The 16,882-nt window shown below is 71.3% G+C and carries 13 protein-coding genes and 1 pseudogene; 8 read left to right on the top strand and 6 right to left on the bottom strand.

What is annotated here, in order from left to right; all coding sequences use genetic code 11:
* Window positions 1-477: 477 nt before the first annotated feature.
* Window positions 478-1,143, top strand: a complete 666-nt coding sequence (locus EU555_RS22080) for a response regulator (protein ID WP_135417393.1) — start codon at window positions 478-480, stop codon at window positions 1,141-1,143.
* A 179-nt stretch (window positions 1,144-1,322) separates the two neighbouring features.
* On the opposite strand, the pseudogene EU555_RS37630 reads toward EU555_RS22080, so the two are convergent.
* From EU555_RS37630 to EU555_RS22065, 4 genes and pseudogenes are all read right to left on the bottom strand, one after another.
* A pseudogene (locus EU555_RS37630) lies at window positions 1,323-1,423 on the bottom strand (IS5/IS1182 family transposase); the annotation flags it as partial.
* A 162-nt stretch (window positions 1,424-1,585) separates the two neighbouring features.
* Window positions 1,586-1,789 (bottom strand): hypothetical protein, encoded by a 204-nt coding sequence (locus EU555_RS22075; protein ID WP_135417392.1) that lies wholly within the window; start codon window positions 1,787-1,789, stop codon window positions 1,586-1,588.
* A 137-nt stretch (window positions 1,790-1,926) separates the two neighbouring features.
* Window positions 1,927-2,133, bottom strand: coding sequence for a hypothetical protein (locus tag EU555_RS22070; RefSeq protein ID WP_135417391.1), 207 nt, complete (start codon window positions 2,131-2,133; stop codon window positions 1,927-1,929).
* A 149-nt stretch (window positions 2,134-2,282) separates the two neighbouring features.
* Complete coding sequence (locus tag EU555_RS22065; protein WP_135417390.1) at window positions 2,283-2,498, bottom strand: hypothetical protein; 216 nt, start codon at window positions 2,496-2,498, stop codon at window positions 2,283-2,285.
* A gap of 443 nt (window positions 2,499-2,941) precedes the next feature.
* Here EU555_RS22065 and EU555_RS22060 point away from each other — a divergent pair, with 443 nt between their 5' ends.
* The 6 genes from EU555_RS22060 (at window position 2,942) to acmB (ending at window position 10,784) form a co-directional block, all read left to right on the top strand.
* Window positions 2,942-5,005, top strand: a complete 2,064-nt coding sequence (locus EU555_RS22060) for a carbon starvation CstA family protein (RefSeq protein ID WP_135417389.1) — start codon at window positions 2,942-2,944, stop codon at window positions 5,003-5,005.
* Window positions 5,006-5,009: 4 nt separating this feature from the next.
* The gene (locus EU555_RS22055; protein ID WP_135417388.1) at window positions 5,010-5,234 is read left to right on the top strand and encodes a YbdD/YjiX family protein; all 225 of its coding nucleotides are present in this window, start codon (window positions 5,010-5,012) and stop codon (window positions 5,232-5,234) included.
* A gap of 295 nt (window positions 5,235-5,529) precedes the next feature.
* On the top strand, window positions 5,530-6,501 hold the full coding sequence (locus EU555_RS22050; protein ID WP_135417387.1) for a DMT family transporter: 972 nt from the start codon (window positions 5,530-5,532) through the stop codon (window positions 6,499-6,501).
* A 164-nt stretch (window positions 6,502-6,665) separates the two neighbouring features.
* Complete coding sequence (locus tag EU555_RS22045) at window positions 6,666-7,094, top strand: hypothetical protein (protein ID WP_135417386.1); 429 nt, start codon at window positions 6,666-6,668, stop codon at window positions 7,092-7,094.
* Window positions 7,095-7,180: 86 nt separating this feature from the next.
* Window positions 7,181-9,490 carry a Tex family protein gene (locus EU555_RS22040; protein ID WP_135417385.1) on the top strand — a complete coding sequence of 770 codons (2,310 nt, stop codon included), beginning with the start codon at window positions 7,181-7,183 and terminating at the stop codon, window positions 9,488-9,490.
* Window positions 9,491-9,599: 109 nt separating this feature from the next.
* Window positions 9,600-10,784, top strand: coding sequence for a methyl acetate hydrolase AcmB (gene acmB, locus EU555_RS22035; RefSeq protein WP_135417384.1), 1,185 nt, complete (start codon window positions 9,600-9,602; stop codon window positions 10,782-10,784).
* Window positions 10,785-10,945: 161 nt separating this feature from the next.
* On the opposite strand, the gene EU555_RS22030 is transcribed toward acmB, so the two are convergent.
* On the bottom strand, window positions 10,946-12,196 hold the full coding sequence (locus EU555_RS22030; protein WP_135417383.1) for a NupC/NupG family nucleoside CNT transporter: 1,251 nt from the start codon (window positions 12,194-12,196) through the stop codon (window positions 10,946-10,948).
* A 175-nt stretch (window positions 12,197-12,371) separates the two neighbouring features.
* Here EU555_RS22030 and EU555_RS22025 point away from each other — a divergent pair, with 175 nt between their 5' ends.
* The gene (locus EU555_RS22025; protein ID WP_135417382.1) at window positions 12,372-14,753 is read left to right on the top strand and encodes a caspase family protein; all 2,382 of its coding nucleotides are present in this window, start codon (window positions 12,372-12,374) and stop codon (window positions 14,751-14,753) included.
* A 146-nt stretch (window positions 14,754-14,899) separates the two neighbouring features.
* Here EU555_RS22025 and EU555_RS22020 read toward each other — a convergent pair whose 3' ends face one another.
* Window positions 14,900-16,675 (bottom strand): glucan ABC transporter ATP-binding protein/ permease, encoded by a 1,776-nt coding sequence (locus tag EU555_RS22020; RefSeq protein WP_135417381.1) that lies wholly within the window; start codon window positions 16,673-16,675, stop codon window positions 14,900-14,902.
* Window positions 16,676-16,882 lie beyond the last annotated feature (207 nt).

Genomic DNA, 16,882 nt, shown 5'->3' with positions numbered 1-16,882 from the left:
GCAGCGGACGGACCTGCGGGTGCGCAGGCGCGGCCGGTGCGGCGGCCGCGCCTGCGCTGGGAAGCGGACGGGCGATCGCCCCCGCGATCGGTGGCCGCGCCGCCCCACGCGACGCGGCCACCGGATGCCACGCTCCGCTCCCGCCCGTTCCGCGGTGACGATGTCCTTGATCCGCCTCCGAGGTCGGGTGACGATAGGACCGGTTCGGCGCACGCCACCATTGGACCAAGGTGCAGCCGGCGGGATCTTCGCCGCGGCTCCGTACCAAAGCACGGTGGCTGTTGGCGCGGCCGCGTGATAACTCTTCCGTCGACTTCTGGGTGCGGCGGCGTTGCTGTGCCCGATCTGCGTTTGCGTGCGCCACGGGTCGGCGCCCTGGTGAGAGGATGATCCGCAGCGATGGTGGGATTGACCGGTCCGGCCCCTGAGGTGTCTCTTCCGCGGCCGGACGGGACGCCCGTCGCGGAGGGGTCGGACATGCACCTGATCATCGTCGACGATCACCCGCTGTTTCGCGATGCCCTGAGCAGCGCGGTCCGCCTCGCCTTCCCGGCCGCCGAGGTCGAGGAGGCGGACGGCATCGAGAGCGCCTGCGCGGCCCTGTCCCGGGCCCGCTCGATCGACCTGACGCTCCTCGACCTCACCATGCAGGGCGTCAACGGCTTCGATGGGCTGATCGCCATCCGCACCCGCTTCCCGCGCATCCCGGTGCTGGTCGTGTCGGGCCTCGACGATCCGCGCATCGTGCGCGAGGCGCTCGCCCATGGCGCCGCCGGCTTCGTGCCGAAGGCCGCCGGCAAGCCGGTCCTGATCCGTGCCATCACCGACGTGCTCAACGGCGCGGTCTTCGTGCCGGAGGGCCTCTCCGGCCCGGCCGAGGCCCCCGGCCGCAAGACCGGCAAGGCGCCGATCGCCCAGCGCATCGCCGAGCTGACCCCGCAGCAGGTCCGGGTGCTGCTGATGATCCGCCAGGGCAAGCTCAACAAGCAGATCGCCCACGAGCTCGGCGTCGGCGATTCCACCGTCAAGGCCCACGTCTCGGAGATCCTGCGCAAGCTCGGGGTCATCAGCCGGACCCAGATCGTGATCGAGACCGCGAACCTCGATTACGACCACATCCTGGCGGGCTTGCCGTCGAACTGAGCAGGGCCGCGGATCGCGCGAGCGGCCGCCAAGTCTATCCACGGAGTTTGTCCCACGCGTGACCGCGTCCTGAGGTGCCGTGGAGCGGCCTCAGGATGCGGTCGCGCGTGGGATGAGCATGCCTCTGCGAGCAGTGTGCACAAACGGAAGTCGACGACTGTCAAGGTCGAGGCTCGTCGGCACCAGAACGCGATGACGGCGACCAGTGTGATAGCCGAGACGTGTCACGGGCGAGCTTGTCATAGCGGGTGGCGATGTTACGGATGTCCTTCAGGCGGCACTATGCGTCCCCGCCCCGCCAGCATGAGCGCCACGATGCAAGCATTCCTATGGTCTGGCCAATGAAGAGCGGACACTCGCTTCGTCAGATCAGGTTTTTGTTTTGCCGCAGGTTTCTTGCGAAACCGGCGGCCACCTATGCGAGATCTGCTTAGGCCTGCGATCACCGCCACCCGCGGTAGTCTAGGTACATCCGGTAGCCCACGGCCCCCGCGAATGCAGCGACGAGGAGCAGCAGACCACCGTTGGCTTCATCAAGTTCGTCTAGGCTCAGCTCGCCTGTGTCCGCGTGCTGCTCTTCGGTCTGCGGCACGAGCTTGAATTCGGCAGAGTTGCGACGATCGGTTTCGAAAGCGACATCCGACATGGGTCTTCTCCAAGATGACAGGAACAACAAGGCTCAGATCGGTGGCTGTAATTCACCGAATCTAGATCGATTTTGGTTCGATCTGCAGTGTTAGACAGCCAGACTTCCATGACGTTTAAGATATTGGGATTATGCCCTCAAAGATACCGGGAGCCGCCAAGCAGGACCCGCGCGCCATACGCCGTTAAAAGACTTGCGATGAGGAGCGCAGGCAAGCCCCCATTGATCTCATCGAGTTCTTGCAGGCTTAGTTGATCGCTGTCCGGGCGCTGATCCTCGGTCTGTGACGTGATTCCAGGTTCTGCAGAATTGCTGCGATCGATTTTGAGAACGACATCCGACATTGATCCTCTCCATCACAGTCAGCGTAACCACAGGCTTCAGATCGGCACCTGTCCTGTCTTTTTGATAGATCGGCTTCGGTTCGCGCTGCGGTGCCGAACGGCACACTTCGCCTCGCTGCAGTCCTCGCTCGGCGAGGATGCGAGCTTGGCTACCCGTTCAGAACTCTACCGAGAGAAGCGTATGCCGAGAGCCCGGACGGCAAGCCTCCGGCCGTCAGACCACGGCTCGTGATGCCGCCAACGATGATGATCCCTCCGGCGACGGCGTCGAGATCGGCGTCAGACAAGGCATCGAGGACAGCCATGTCGATATCCGGCTCCTGCGAGGGAGCAGAGTCCTTCGTCGCGCTGATCAAAGACTTCACGGGTGCCGCTCCTTTGGCCGGAGGTTCGGTGAACGGGATGCGGCACAGGCTACCCGCGGCACGCTCCAGGTCCGTGCGCTGAGACACAGTGCCCTGCTCCGCGACGATCGCCCGGACACCCGAGCACTGCTCCGCATCTCCTCAGCGGCTTACCGCCAGCAGGACGGCGATGGTGCGAGGAGCAGGGCGAACCCGGAGGGGATGGCGGAGGCGAGCATCGTGATCGGTCCTTGGGCCGTTCACCGAACCCACCGGTACGCGTCAGATCGCGGCCTTGCGCGCCTGAACCAGCCGTCATCCCGTCCTGCGACGAAAGTATAATTCTCCACTATCACCGCCGGCCCGCCGCCGCATTGGCAGCCCTGGGCGTTTCCGTTACCCGAAAGTCGAAGAAGCCGCCGACGCATTGTCCCGCCCGGCGGCGTAGCCGGGAGGAATGCCTCATGACTGCCGTCCGGAAGCACGGGCCCTGGGCCCTCGTCGGGGCGCTCGGGGCCGCCGCCCTCGCCGTCGTGGCGACGCAGCGCGGCGAGACCGTCAACGCCCTCTGGATCGTCGTCGCGGCGGTCTCGGTCTACCTGATCGCCTACCGCTACTACTCGCTGTTCATCGCCGACCGCATCATGCGGCTCGACCCGAACCGCCAGACCCCGGCGGTGCGCCACAACGACGGGCTCGACTACGTCCCGACCGACAAGTACGTCCTGTTCGGCCACCACTTCGCGGCGATCGCGGGCGCCGGCCCGCTGGTCGGCCCGGTGCTGGCCGCGCAGATGGGCTACCTGCCGGGCCTGCTGTGGATCCTGTCCGGCGTCGTGCTGGCCGGCGCCGTGCAGGACTTCATGGTGCTGTTCGTCTCGATGCGCCGCGACGGCCGCTCGCTCGGCGAGCTGATCCGGGCCGAGCTCGGCACGATTCCCGGCATCGTCGCGCTGTTCGGCGCCTTCCTGATCATGGTCATCATCCTGGCGGTGCTGGCGCTGATCGTCGTCAAGGCGCTGGCCGAGAGCCCCTGGGGCACCTTCACGGTGATGGCGACGATCCCGATCGCGCTGCTGATGGGCGTCTACTCGCGCTGGATCCGCCCGGGCCGCATCGGCGAGGTCTCGATCCTCGGCTTCGTGCTGCTGATGGCCGCGATCATCTTCGGCCAGAACGTCGCCGACGACCCGACGCTCTCGGCGATGTTCACCTTCACCGGCACCCAGCTGTGCTGGATGCTGATCGGTTACGGCTTCGTCGCCTCGATCCTGCCGGTCTGGCTCCTGCTCGCCCCGCGCGACTACCTCTCGACCTTCCTCAAGATCGGCACGATCGTCGGCCTGGCCCTCGGCATCCTGGTCCTGGCGCCGCACCTGCAGATGCCGGCGGTGACGAAGTTCGTCGACGGCACCGGCCCGGTCTGGTCGGGCTCGCTGTTCCCGTTCCTGTTCATCACCATCGCGTGCGGCGCGGTGTCGGGCTTCCACAGCCTGATCTCGTCCGGCACGACCCCGAAGCTGATCGACAACGAGGTCAATGCCCGCTTCATCGGCTATGGCGGCATGCTGATGGAATCCTTCGTCGCCGTGATGGCGCTCGTCGCCGCCAGCGTCATCGATCCGGGCGTGTACTTCACCATGAACTCGCCCGGCGCCGTCGTCGGCACCACGGCGGAGAGCGCCTCGACCGCGGTCACCGCCATGGGCTTCCCGATCTCGCCGGACACGATCAAGCAGACCGCTTCCGATGTCGGCGAGCACACCGTGATCTCGCGGGCCGGCGGTGCGCCGACGCTGGCGGTCGGCATGGCCCACATCATCTCGAACGTCATCGGCGGCAAGGCGATGATGGCGTTCTGGTACCACTTCGCCATCCTGTTCGAGGCGCTGTTCATCCTCACCGCCGTCGACGCGGGCACCCGAGCCGGGCGCTTCATGCTCCAGGACCTGATCGGCGTCGCGGTGCCGGCCTTCAAGGACACGGCATCCTGGGGTCCGAGCATCGTCGCGACCGCGCTCTGCGTCGCCTTCTGGGGCTTCTTCCTCTACCAGGGCGTGACCGATCCGCTGGGCGGCGTGAACACCCTGTGGCCGCTCTTCGGCATCTCGAACCAGATGCTGGCGGCGATCGCGCTCACGCTGTGCACCGTGGTGATCTTCAAGATGAAGCGGGAGCGCTACGCCCTCGTCACCATCGTGCCGACGCTCTGGCTCGTCGCCTGCACCCTCACGGCCGGCCTGCAGAAGGTCTTTTCCGCCGACCCGCGGGTGGGATTCCTGGCGCATGCCGAGCGCTATTCCTCGGCGCTCGCCGAGGGCAAGGTGCTGGCCCCGGCCAAGACCGCCGATCAGATGAGCCAGATCGTCTTCAACGACCGCATCGACGCGGTGCTGGCGCTGCTCTTCGTCGGCGTCGTGGTGGCGATCATCGCCTTCGGCGTCCAGGCCTGCCTCAAGGCCTACCGCACCGAAAGCTGGACCGCCATGGAGGCGGATCCGCGGGCCGTGCCGGCGGCGGCGGAGTGAGGCGATGCCGAACGCCGCCGAGAGCTTGCGGGAGCGCTGGGCGACCCTGACGCGCTGCGTCTGCGACGGGGCGCGGCTGATGGTCGGCCAGGGCAACTACGACACCTACGTCGCCCATATCCGCAAGACCCATCCCGACCAGCAGCCGATGACCGCGACGGAGTTCTTCCGCGAGCGCCAGAACGCCCGCTACGGCGTGGGCGGCCGCGGCGGCTTCCGCTGCTGCTGACATTCTCGCCCGCGCAGGCTCCCGCGACCCTGCGCGGGCGAGACAACACGCAAGCCGCAAACCGGTTCCGCTGAAGACGAAACGTCTTCATGCTTCATTCAGGACACACCGGTAACGCTTGCGGCCGGATGATGGCCGTGATCTCGCCAGTCGCCGCTCCCCCACCACGATTGCGTAAAGCCCGCCTTAACTAGGGCTGATCCGGCAGCATGGCCGTAACGCGCAATCGGCACGGCTTGAACGGCCGAGGCGGTGCTAAGGATGAGGCCCCTCATCCGCACCCGCCGTGACACCCGTGGCCACCCTCACTCTTCCCGCCGCCGCCCCCTCAACCCGCCCGGCCCTGCCGGCTTTGCTCGGGGACCAGCCCCTGCGGGGCATCGCGCTGGTGGTGATCTCCACCATCTTCCTGTCGAGCTCCGACGCGACGGCGAAGTACCTCACCGGCCAGCTCGCCGGCATCGAGGTGGCGTGGCTGCGCTACACCGGCTTCGTCGCCGTGATGCTGGTGGCGGCCCTGGTCAGGGCGCATCTCAAGCGCGGTGCCTCGCCGTTCCGCAGCGCGCGGCCGGGCCTGCAGGTGGTGCGCGGGATCGCCCTCGTGGGCTCCGCCCTCCTCTTCCTCGCCGGCCTGCGCGTCCTGCCGGTGGCCGAGATCACCGCGATCGCCTTCGTGTCGCCGATCTTCGTCACCGCCCTCTCGATCCCGGTGCTCGGCGAGACGGTCGGCGCGCGGCGCTGGATCGCCTCCCTGGTCGGGCTCCTCGGCGTCCTCATCATCGTGCGCCCGGGCACCAGCGCGTTCCAGGCCGCGGCGATCCTGCCGATCGTCTCGGCCCTGTTCTGGGCCGCCGCCCTGGTCGTGACCCGCAAGATCAACGGCTACGACGCGCCCCAGACCACCATGACCTGGTCGGCCCTCGTCGGCTTCGCGGTGCTCTCGGCCGTCGTGCCCTTCGTGTGGGAGACCCCGAACCTGACCCAGGTCGCGATCGGCGCCGCGATCGGCTTCATCTCGACCGCCGGGCACTGGCTCGTCACCATCGCCTACCGCCACGCCCCGGCCTCGACCCTGGTGCCGTTCTCCTACACCCAGATCGTCTGGGCCGGCCTCCTCGGCTTCCTGTTCTTCGGCACCGTGCCGGATGCCACGATGGGCCTCGGCGTCCTGGTGATCTGCGGCAGCGGCCTCTACACCGCCCACCGCGAGCGGATGCGCCGGATCCCGGCCCCGACCGGGGTGCTGCCGGCGGGCGGGGTGCGCTGAGGGCCACGCACCGAGCACCGACCCTGTTCAGCGGGCGGCCTCCCTCGACGGCCGCCCGCTTCGGCGTCCGGACGTGTGCGTCCGGGCACCGCGCCCCTCGGTTGACCGTGGAATCGTGCGGTGTGACAGTCGCGGCGGCGGAACCGCCCGCGAGGGAGCCAGGCATGCCCCGTTTCCTCTTCCTGCTCGGCGCGGGCTTGGCCGGTGCCGCCCTCTTCCACATCCTGCGGTTCGTGCTCACCGGCACGCTCGAGCCGGCCCTGGTGCCCCTGGTGGCCGGTCTGGTGGCCTGGTCCGTCATCGTCGTCGCGGTGACGCTGCCCTGGGCCGAGCGGAACGTGCCGCCCGGCCAGCGCTACGGCTGGCTCATGGGCGGCCAGCTGAGCCTGGTCCTGGCGATCCTCGACGGCTCGGCCCTCTGGAGCCTGCCCGGCGGTCTCGGCAAGCTGGCCCTCGGCTTCATCCTGCTCGTGCCCGTCGTCGCCCTCACCCAGGTGACGTCCTTTGCCCTGTTCAGCCGCGCCGAGCGCGACGCCTGGTCGAGGCGCCCGCGCGCGCAGGCCGGGCAGGCGCCGGGCCTCCCGAACGGCTGACGCGGCCGACCGCGCCCGCCCTTCCAACCCGCCCCCAACCCCTCTAAGGACACGCCTCCCCGTCGCCCCCGAATCGCGGAGTCGTCATGTCCAGCATCACCCAGCGCATCGCCACGGAGCTCGGCGCGCAGGACTGGCAGGTCAAGGCGGCGGTGGAGCTGCTCGACGGCGGCGCGACGGTGCCGTTCATCGCCCGCTACCGCAAGGAGGCGACCGGCACCCTCGACGACGCCCAGCTGCGCACGCTCGAGGAGCGCCTGCGCTACCTGCGCGAGCTCGAGGCCCGCCGCGCCGCGATCCTCGAGAGCGTGGGGGCGCAGGGCAAGCTCGACGACGCGCTGAAAGGCCAGATCCTCGCCGCCGACACCAAGGCGCGCCTGGAGGACCTCTACCTGCCGTTCAAGCCGAAGCGCCGCACCAAGGCGCAGATCGCCCGCGAGGCCGGCCTCGGGCCGCTGGCCGAAGCTTTGCTCTCGCGCCCCGACCAGGTGCCGCTCACCGCCGCCGCCGCCTTCGTCGACGAGGGAAAGGGCGTCGCGACGCCGGAGGCGGCGCTCGAAGGTGCGCGCGCCATCCTGGTCGAGCGCTTCTCCGAAAATGCCGAGCTGGTGGGGCAACTGCGCGAGGCGGTCTGGAGCCGCGGCCGGCTCGTCTCGCGGGTGCGCGAGGGCAAGCAGCAGGCCGGCGCCAAGTTCTCGGACTATTTCGACTTCTCCGAGCCGCTGACCCGCCTCCCCTCCCACCGGGTGCTCGCCCTGTTCCGGGGCGAGAAGGAGGAGGTGCTGGACCTGCGCCTCGACGAGGCCCCCGAGGGGGCCGACGCCCAGAGCCTCTACGACGGCCGCATCGCCCTCGCGGCCGGGATCCAGGACCGCGGCCGGCCCGGCGACCGCTGGCTGATGGAGGTGGTGCGCTTCGCCTGGCGCACCAAGCTGAAGCTCTCGATCGAGCTCGACCTGCGCGCCCGGCTGTGGGAGGCGGCCGAGGAGGCCGGCGTCAAGGTCTTCGCCGGCAACCTGCGCGACCTGCTGCTTGCCGCGCCCGCCGGCGCCCGGACGACGCTCGGCCTCGACCCGGGCTTCCGCACCGGCGTGAAGGTCGCGGTGGTGGACGCCACCGGCAAGGTGGTGGCGACGGACACGATCTACCCGCACGAGCCGCGCCGCGACTGGAACGGCGCGCTGATCACGCTCGCCCGGCTGTGCCGGGCCCACAAGGTCGAGCTGGTGGCGATCGGCAACGGCACCGCCTCTCGGGAGACCGACCGGCTCGCCGCCGAGCTGATCGCCAAGCAGCCGGAGCTGACGCTCACCAAGGTGATGGTCTCGGAGGCCGGAGCCTCGGTCTACTCGGCCTCGGCCTATGCCAGCCAGGAGCTGCCGGGGCTCGACGTGTCGCTGCGCGGCGCCGTCTCGATCGCCCGGCGCCTGCAGGACCCGCTGGCGGAACTCGTGAAGATCGAGCCGAAGGCGATCGGCGTCGGCCAGTACCAGCACGACCTGGCGGAGGGGAAGCTGTCGCGCTCCCTCGACGCGGTGGTGGAGGATTGCGTGAACGGCGTCGGGGTCGACGTCAACACGGCCTCGGGCCCGCTGCTCGCCCGGGTGTCGGGGCTCACCGAGCGGGTGGCGCAGAACATCGTCGCGCACCGCGACGCCAACGGCCCGTTCCGCAGCCGTTCCGCCCTCAAGAAGGTCGCGGGCCTCGGGCCGAAGGCGTTCGAATTGTCGGCGGGCTTCCTGCGGATCCAGAACGGCGACGATCCCCTCGACGCCTCCGGCGTGCATCCGGAGGCCTATCCGGTGGTGCGCCGGATCCTCCAGGCGACGAAGAGCGACATCAAGGCGGTGATCGGCAACGGCACGGTGCTGAAGAGCCTGAACCCGACGTCCTTCACCGACGAGACCTTCGGCCTGCCGACCGTCACCGACATCATCGCCGAGCTGGAGAAGCCCGGCCGCGACCCGCGCCCGACCTTCAAGACCGCGACCTTCCAGGAGGGCGTCGAGAGCATTGGCGACCTGAGGCCCGGCATGGTGCTGGAGGGCGTGGTGACCAACGTCGCGGCCTTCGGGGCCTTCGTCGACATCGGCGTCCACCAGGACGGCCTCGTCCACATCTCGGCCCTGTCCAGGACCTTCGTGAAGGACCCGCGGGCGGTGGTGAAGCCCGGCGACGTGGTGCGGGTGAAGGTGCTGGACGTCGACGCGCCCCGCAAGCGCATCGCGCTCACGATGCGCCTCGACGACGAGGTCGGCGCGCGGGCGCCCCGCGACCAGGGCGCCCCCCGCCGCGACGCCCCGCGCCCGCCGGCGCGCCGCGAGGAGCCCGCCGGCGGCGGGGCGCTCGCCGACGCGCTGCGCAAAGCGGGGCTCGACCGGGGGCCGCGGCGGTGAGGGCCGGCGGGGCATCATGACCTCGGCAGGATCCTCGAGATCTCGGATCGCGAGCCGCGCGTGAGAATGCGGCCGAGAGCCGAATGGACACGAAGAGAGGGAGGAAGCGATGAGCGACGATCTCAAGACGGCCGCAGACGCGATCCTGCGGCGCGGGGTGGACCGGGCCCCTCACCTGCCCGGGGTGGTGGCGATGGCGACCGACCGGGCGCGCACGCTCTATGCCGGCGCCGCCGGGCGGCGGGTCGCGGGCGAGGACGCGCCGATGACCACCGACACGGTCCTGGCGATCTTCTCGACCACCAAGGCGGTCACCGCCACCGCGGCCTTGCAGCTCGCGGAGGAGGGCCGGCTCGACCTCGACGCCCCGGCCGCCAGCTACGTGCCGGCGCTGGGCGAGGTCCAGGTGCTGGAGGGCTTCGCCAAGGACGGCAGCCCGCGCCTGCGGGCGCCGGCGCGCCCGGTCACCACCCGCATGCTGCTGCTCCACACCGCCGGCTTCGGCTACGACATCTTCAACGAATCCTATGCCCGCCTCCTGCGCGAGAGCGGGCGGGCGAGCGTGACCAGCGGCACCCGCGCCTCGCTGATGACCCCGCTGCTGTTCGATCCGGGCGAGTCCTGGGAGTACGGCAGCAACATCGACTGGGCCGGCCAGGTGGTCGAGGCGGTGACGGGCCAGCGCCTCGGCGCCGTGATGCGGGAGCGGATCTTCTCGCCCCTCGGCATGGACTCGACCGGCTTCGTGCTGACGCCCGGCATGCGCACCCGCCTCGCCCGGGTGCACCAGCGGGGCGAGGACGGCGCGCTGACGGCGCTCGCCGGCTTCGAGCTGCCGCAGGAGCCGGAGGTCGAGATGGGCGGCCACGGCCTCTATTCCACCGCCGAGGACTACCTGCGCTTCATCCGGATGTGGCTTAACGACGGCGCCGGCCCGCACGGGCCGGTGCTGCGGCCGGAGACCGTCGCGATGGCGGCGACGAACGGGCTGGGGCCGACGCTGAAGATCCGCGCCCTGCCCGGCGTGAAGCGCCACCTCTCGCACGACGCCGAGTTCTTCCCCGGCATGCCGAAATCCTGGTCCTTGAGCTTCATGATCAACGACGAGGCGGCGCCGACAGGCCGCTCCGCCGGGTCCCTGGCCTGGGCGGGGCTCGCCAACCTGTATTTCTGGATCGACCGGCATGCCGGGGTCGGGGGTTTCTGGGGCACGCAGGTCTTCCCCTTCGCCGATCCGGCCTCGGTCGAGAACTACCTCGACTTCGAGACGGCGGTGTACCGGAGCCGGGCCTGAGGACCGGGTGGCGGTTCCCGGCTCATCCGAACCCTCGACCTCATCCTGAGGTACTGGCGATCAAGAATCACTGGCGATCAAGGATCGCCGGCGATCAAAGTCGCGCCGCAGGATGAGGGCGCGGGCGGGATTCCCGTATCGACCCATCATGACCCAGAGCCTCACGCCCCGATGAACACCCCGGCGATCGCCGCGCTCGTCAGGTTCGAGAGCGTGCCGGCGAGGATCGCCCTGAGGCCGAAGGCCGCGACCTCGGCCCGGCGCTCCGGCACCAGGCTGCCGAAGCTCGCGAGCTGGATCGCGATCGACGACAGGTTGGCGAAGCCGCACAGCGCGAAGCACAGGATCGCGGTGGTGCGAGACCCGAGCTCGCCGCTCTTCAGCACCGGCGAGAGGTTGGCGTAGGCCAGGAACTCGTTGAAGGCGAGCTTCTGGCCGATGGCGCCGCCGACGAGCGTCGCCTGGTCCCAGGGCACGCCCAGGAGCCAGGCGAGGGGCGCCAGCACCGCGCCGAGCATCCCCTCGATCGAGGCGCCGGGCAGGCCGAAGAGGCCGCCCGCATAGCTGACGATCCCGTTGACGAGCGCGATCAGCCCCACGAAGGCGATCAGCATGGCGCCGACCGCGACCGCCACGGCGAGGCCCTTCTGGGTGCCGTCGGCGGCAGCCTCGATCACGTTGACGGCCCGGGTCTCGCCGAACTCGACCCGCATCGTCTTGACCCGGCTCGGCTCGGTCGAGGGCACCAGGATCTTGGCGTAGAGGAGCCCGCCGGGGATCGCCATGAACGAGGCGGCCAGCAGGTAGGGCATCGGCACGCCGAGGCCGGCATAGCCGGCCAGGATCGAGCCGGCGGTGGAGGCCGCGCCGCTCGTCATCACGGCGAAGAGTTCGGCCCCGGTCAGCAGCGCCAGGAACGGCCGGAGCGCCACCGCGATCTCGCTCTGGCCGATGAAGATCGTGATCACGGCCGAGAAGGTCTCGATCCGCGAGGTACCGAGCACCCGCTGCAAAGCCGCCCCCAGGGCCCGCGCCAGCGCCTGCATGATTCCGAAATGGTAGAGCACCGCGATCAGCGCCGAGACGTAGATGATCTGCGGCAGCACCCGCAGCGCCAGCACGAAGCCGCCGCCGCCGAACAATTCGAACATCTTCGGCTCGACGAGGCCGCCGAACAGGAACGCCACGCCCTTGTCGCCGTAGGACAGGACGGCCTGCACCGCGTCGGCGACGGCCCCGAGGCCGGCACGGCCGGCGGGCCAGAACAGCACCAGGGCGCCGAGGGCGACCTGCACCGCCAGCGCCGACAGCACCACCCGCGGCCGGATCGCCCGCCGGTTCGTCGAGAACAGCACCGCGATCGCGATCAGGAACGCGATGCTGGCGGCGGCGTGGATCAGGCGGTCCGGCATGCAGGCTTCCCCATCGGCAGCGTCGAGCAAGCCTGATGCCGCATCGTACCGGGCCGGTTCAAGCACGACGGCTCGCGTTGGGGCACGCCTTGGTCCTGCCCAGAAGAGCGGCGATCTCACGGGACAGCTCCGGGGGGCCCGCTCCCGATCGTCGCCGTCACGGGAGGGCAACGCCATGCCGCCGCTCCGCCACCTCGCCCTCGTCCTCGCGGCGCTGGCCGGCCTCGTGGTCTCGGCCCTTCCCTCGCGGGCCGCGCCGGCGGAGCGCCGGATCGCCCTCGTGGTCGGCAACGGTGCCTATGCGGGCGGACCGATCCCGACCGCCGCCAACGACGCGGGCCTCGTCGCCCAGACCCTCCAGGCGGCGGGGTTCGACGTGGTGGGCGCCCGCGACCTCGACGAGGAGTCCCTGCGGCGCGCCCTGCGCGACTTCACCGACAAGGCCGCGGCGGCGGGCGCGGATGCCGTGGCGTTCGTGTATCTCGCGGGCTACGGCCTGCAGCTCGAGAACGAGGCCTATTTCGCGCCGGTCGATGCCCGGATCGCGACCGCCTCCGACGTGCCGCTCCAGGCCCTGCGGGTCTCCGACTACGTCAAGCGCCTCGCCGCCCTGCCGCTCAAGGCCCGCTTCGTGGTGCTCGACGCGGCCCGCACGGCCCCGTTCCGCCTCACGGGCGATCCGCTGGCCGGCGGCCTGCCGCTCGTCGAGGCGGAGCCCGGCAGCCTGATCGCCACCAACGCCGCCCCCGGCACCGTCGGCCCGGCCGAGACCGGTCCCTACGGCGCCTATGCGCTGGCGCTGGTCGAGATGATCCGCGAGGGCGGCCTCGTCCCCGCCGCCCTGTTCGAGCGGGTGCGCCTGCGGGTGGCCGAAGTCACCCGCGGGGCCGCGGTGCCGTGGAGCGCGTCGCGCATCGCGGCGCCGTTCGTCTTCCTGGAGCGCGAGGCCGGGGCGCCCTCGCTCGCCGGCTTCGAGCCGCCGGCAAGACCGCTCGGCGAGATCGGCGCCCGCGAGGCCTACGCCGCCTGCCTCGCCCGCGACACCCTGCCGGCCTACGAGGAGTTCGTCGCCGCCTATCCGCGCGACCCGCTGGCCAGGCGCGTGCGGGCCATCATCGCGGCGCGGCGCGAGGCCCTCACCTGGCGGCGCAGCGCGCTTGCCAACACGCCGGAGGCCTACTGGTCCTACCTCGCCCGCTATCCCCGCGGGCCCCATGCCTGGGACGCCCGCCGGCGCCTCTCGGCACTCGCCGCCGCCGTCGAGCCGCCGCCGGATTACCGCGTGCTCACCTACGACGTGCCGCCGCCTCTTCCCGAGGAGGTGGTCTATGTCGAGCGGCCTGCGCTCCTTCTCGACGATCCGGCCTACGCCCTGCCGCCGCCGCCGGTCGCCTTCCTGCCGCCGCGCCCGACCGTGCTGGTGGAGCTGGCCCCGCCCCCGCCGCCGGTCGAGGCCTACCTGCTGCCGACCCCGGTCTACGTGCCGGTGCCTCCTTACGTGGTCGCGCCGCCGGCGGTGGTGCCGCCGCCCAACCCCGCGCTGTTCCACAACCTCCACGCCCGGACCCCCGACGGGCCCGAGCCGGCGGGGGCGGCCCGCCTCGCGCCGGTCGCCGGCGCCGTCGCGGGCGCGGCGCTCGGGGCCGCGGCGTCCCGCGTCGCCCTGCCGCCGGCCCTCGCCCAGAAGGCGGCCCTGCGGCCGGATCCGCGCGGGGCGCCGGGGCAGATCCCGCGCCCGAACGGCCCGGCAGGAGGACCGGTCGGCGGGCCGGTGGCCCTGCGGCCGAGCCTGCCCGGGCAGATCCCGGCGCCGGCAGGCCCGCGCGCCCCGGGGCCTAATCCCGGCCAGGCCGTTCCTCCAGGCCAGGCGCTCCCCGGAGCGGGCGGCGCCCCGCTGCCGGCCGTCGCCGGCCGTCCCGGCATGCTCCCCGGACAGCCACCGGCCGGGCGCGCGCCCGGCCTCGGCCAGATCCCGCCCGCAGCCGCGCCGCCCGCAGGCCCGCCCGCCGCGGCTGGCCGGCCAGGCCAGCCGGCCCTGGCGGCCCGTCCGCCGCAGGCGCCGGCCCCGGCCCCGCAGGGCCTGCAGCCGCAGGGGGTGCGGCCGCCGATCTCGCCGCTGCGCCCGACGCAGCCGCCGCGGATGGCCGTGCCGGCCCAGCCGCCCCGGCCGGCAGCCCAGGCGATGCAGCCGCCCCGCATGGCCGCTCCCACCCGCGCGCCACGGCCGGATGACGGTTTGCAGCGGATGCGGATGGAGCAGGCGGTGCGACAGCAGGCCATGCAGCAGCAGGCGATGCAGCGGCAGCAGGCGATGCAGGCGCAGCAGGCCCAGGCCCGCCAGCGCTTCGAGGCGCAGCAGATGATGCAGCGCCAGCACCAGGAGATGCAGGACGCGATGCGGCGCCAGCAGGCCCAGGCGATGCGCCAGCCGCAGATGATGGCGCCAAGGCCGCAGCCGATGCAGCCGCATCCGCTGCAGGTCGGGCCGCGCCCCACGCCCCACGCCCCGTCGCCGGGCCGCGGCTGCGGCCGCCCGGGCGAGCCGCCCTGCCGCTGAGGCAAGGCGGGGCCGACCTCACGCGCGACGGAACGGACGATCGCCCCATCCGGGGTTCTCGGCCGCTCCGGGCCCCGGGCCGGCGCCGGAGGGTTGCGGCTGTGTCGCGGGAACGGGCCGGGCTGTCCGCCCGACCCTCTCAGGTCTCACGCCGCCAGGGCGTAGCCCGGCTCCGGCGTCGCCGCCATGAACTGCGCCCGGGCGAGCTCGGCGAAGCGGCCGCCCTCGGCCACCAGTTCCTCGAAAGTCCCGCTCTCGACGATGCGGCCCTGGTGGAAGACCAGGATGCGGTCGGCGTCGCGGATCGTCGAGAGGCGGTGGGCGATCACGAAGGTGGTCCGCCCCTCCATCACGGCTTCGAGCGCGCCCTGGAGCTTGCGCTCGGTGGCGGCGTCGAGGGCGCTCGTCGCCTCGTCGAGGATCAGCACCGGCGGGTTCTTCAGGAGCGCCCGGGCGATCGACAGCCGCTGGCGCTCGCCGCCCGAGAGCGAGCGGCCGCGCTCGCCGATGACCGTGTCGAGCCCTTCGGGCTGGCGCGCCATGAATTCGGAGGCCTGGGCCCGCTCGAGGGCGTCGAGCATCTCGGCGTCGGTGGCGTCGGGGCGGCCGACCTGGAGGTTCTCGCGGATCGAGCGGGCGAACAGCATCGGCTCCTGGAACACCACCCCGATGTTGTGGCGCAAGGACGAGAGGCCGATGTCGCGCAGGTCCTCGCCGTCGATGCGGATCGTGCCGGATTCCGGATCGAAGGCGCGATGGAGGAGGCCGAGCGTCGTCGACTTGCCGGAACCCGTGGTGCCGACGAGGGCCACGGTCTCGCCGGCCCGGGCCGTGAACGAGATCCCGTCGAGGGCCGGGCGGCGGCCGTCATAGGAGAAGCGCACGTCCTCGAACGAGACGTCGCCGGACAGCCGCGCCACCGCCTTGGCGCCGGGCCGGTCGTGGACGGCCGGAGCGGTGTCGAGAATGTCGAAGAATTCCTGCATCTTCGGCGCCTGCAGGAAGACCCCGTTGACGAAGGCGACGACCTGGTCGAGCCGGGCGACCAGCATGGTGGCGAGGCTCATGAACGAGACCACGTCGCCGACCGTCGCCAGGCCGTGGCCGTGCAGCACGATGCCGGTGACGAAGATCGCCGTCATGGTGAGCGTCGCCGAGGCGCGGGTGGCGACCGAGGCGAGCGCCCACCACGACAGGACCGGGATCTGGGCCGCGAGCAGGTCGCGGATGATGCCGTGCATCGCCTCCTTCTCGGCCTTGGCGCGGGTGAAGGACTGGATCACCGCGACGTTGCCGAGGGCGTCCGAGGCATGCGCCGCGAGGCCCGAATGGTACTCCTCCACTTTCCCCTGCAGCGTCTCGGTGCGGCGCAGGACGAAGGTGGTGAGCCCGGTGAACACCACCATCAGGGCGACCAGGATCGAGCCGAGCTGCCAGTTGAGGAAGAGCGTCATCGGCAGCAGCACGACGAGGGAGACGAGCGCGGCGCAATGGTCGCGGAAGAAGCCGAGCCAGGTCGCCGCCATGCCGCTCGTGCCCTCCAGCATCGCCTTCAGCACCCGGCCGGAATGGTTGGCGGAGTGGAAGGCGAGCGGCAGGTCGAGGACGTGCTCGAAGTAGTTCGCCATCGCGGCGAGCCGGCTGCGATGCGCGAGCCGGTCGGCGTGGAGCGCGATCAGCACGCCGGCGGCGATCGAGAACAGCCCGAAGCCCACCCAGGCCCCGACGAGGACGAGCAGGTCCTGCGTGCCGGTGCCCCCGGCCGACGGATGGGTGAGGCGGTCGATGATGCGGCCGAACAGCACCGGCTCGGCGAAGGCCGCGACCGCCAGCGCCACGTTGGCGGCGGCCAGGAGCGCCCCGAGGCGCAGATCGGACCCGAGCTGGCCCATGACCCGGACGTAGAGCCTGATCAGCCGCATGGCTTGTGAACCCTAGACAGAGATGCCCTTGTGTGCGGCCCGGGCGCCCGCCCGCCGCCTGCCCCGCGCGCGGCCGTCTGCGGCGGCCGTTCGATCGCATGGTGGCCGGTATGCCCGATCCTCGCTGAACGGCGCATGACGGCACCGGGGCGGGACGCGGCTTTTTACCCTTCGTTGAGCCTGTCGGCGTTAGCCTGCTGCGCAGGA

The sequence above is a fragment of the Methylobacterium nonmethylotrophicum genome, assembly GCF_004745635.1.
Taxonomy (GTDB): domain Bacteria; phylum Pseudomonadota; class Alphaproteobacteria; order Rhizobiales; family Beijerinckiaceae; genus Methylobacterium; species Methylobacterium nonmethylotrophicum.
Note: the sequence above shows the minus strand (reverse complement) of the source record. Positions and strands in the feature narration are given on the sequence as shown.

Coding starts and splice junctions, on each gene's coding strand:
- EU555_RS22055 (WP_135417388.1), top strand. CDS start 5,010: ATGCCGAACGCCGCCGAGAGCTTGCGGGAGCGCTGGGCGACCCTGACG.
- EU555_RS22070 (WP_135417391.1), bottom strand. CDS start 2,133: ATGTCGGATGTCGTTCTCAAAATCGATCGCAGCAATTCTGCAGAACCT.
- EU555_RS22080 (WP_135417393.1), top strand. CDS start 478: ATGCACCTGATCATCGTCGACGATCACCCGCTGTTTCGCGATGCCCTG.
- EU555_RS22045 (WP_135417386.1), top strand. CDS start 6,666: ATGCCCCGTTTCCTCTTCCTGCTCGGCGCGGGCTTGGCCGGTGCCGCC.
- EU555_RS22060 (WP_135417389.1), top strand. CDS start 2,942: ATGACTGCCGTCCGGAAGCACGGGCCCTGGGCCCTCGTCGGGGCGCTC.
- EU555_RS22025 (WP_135417382.1), top strand. CDS start 12,372: ATGCCGCCGCTCCGCCACCTCGCCCTCGTCCTCGCGGCGCTGGCCGGC.
- EU555_RS22030 (WP_135417383.1), bottom strand. CDS start 12,196: ATGCCGGACCGCCTGATCCACGCCGCCGCCAGCATCGCGTTCCTGATC.
- EU555_RS22075 (WP_135417392.1), bottom strand. CDS start 1,789: ATGTCGGATGTCGCTTTCGAAACCGATCGTCGCAACTCTGCCGAATTC.
- EU555_RS22020 (WP_135417381.1), bottom strand. CDS start 16,675: ATGCGGCTGATCAGGCTCTACGTCCGGGTCATGGGCCAGCTCGGGTCC.
- EU555_RS22040 (WP_135417385.1), top strand. CDS start 7,181: ATGTCCAGCATCACCCAGCGCATCGCCACGGAGCTCGGCGCGCAGGAC.
- acmB (WP_135417384.1), top strand. CDS start 9,600: ATGAGCGACGATCTCAAGACGGCCGCAGACGCGATCCTGCGGCGCGGG.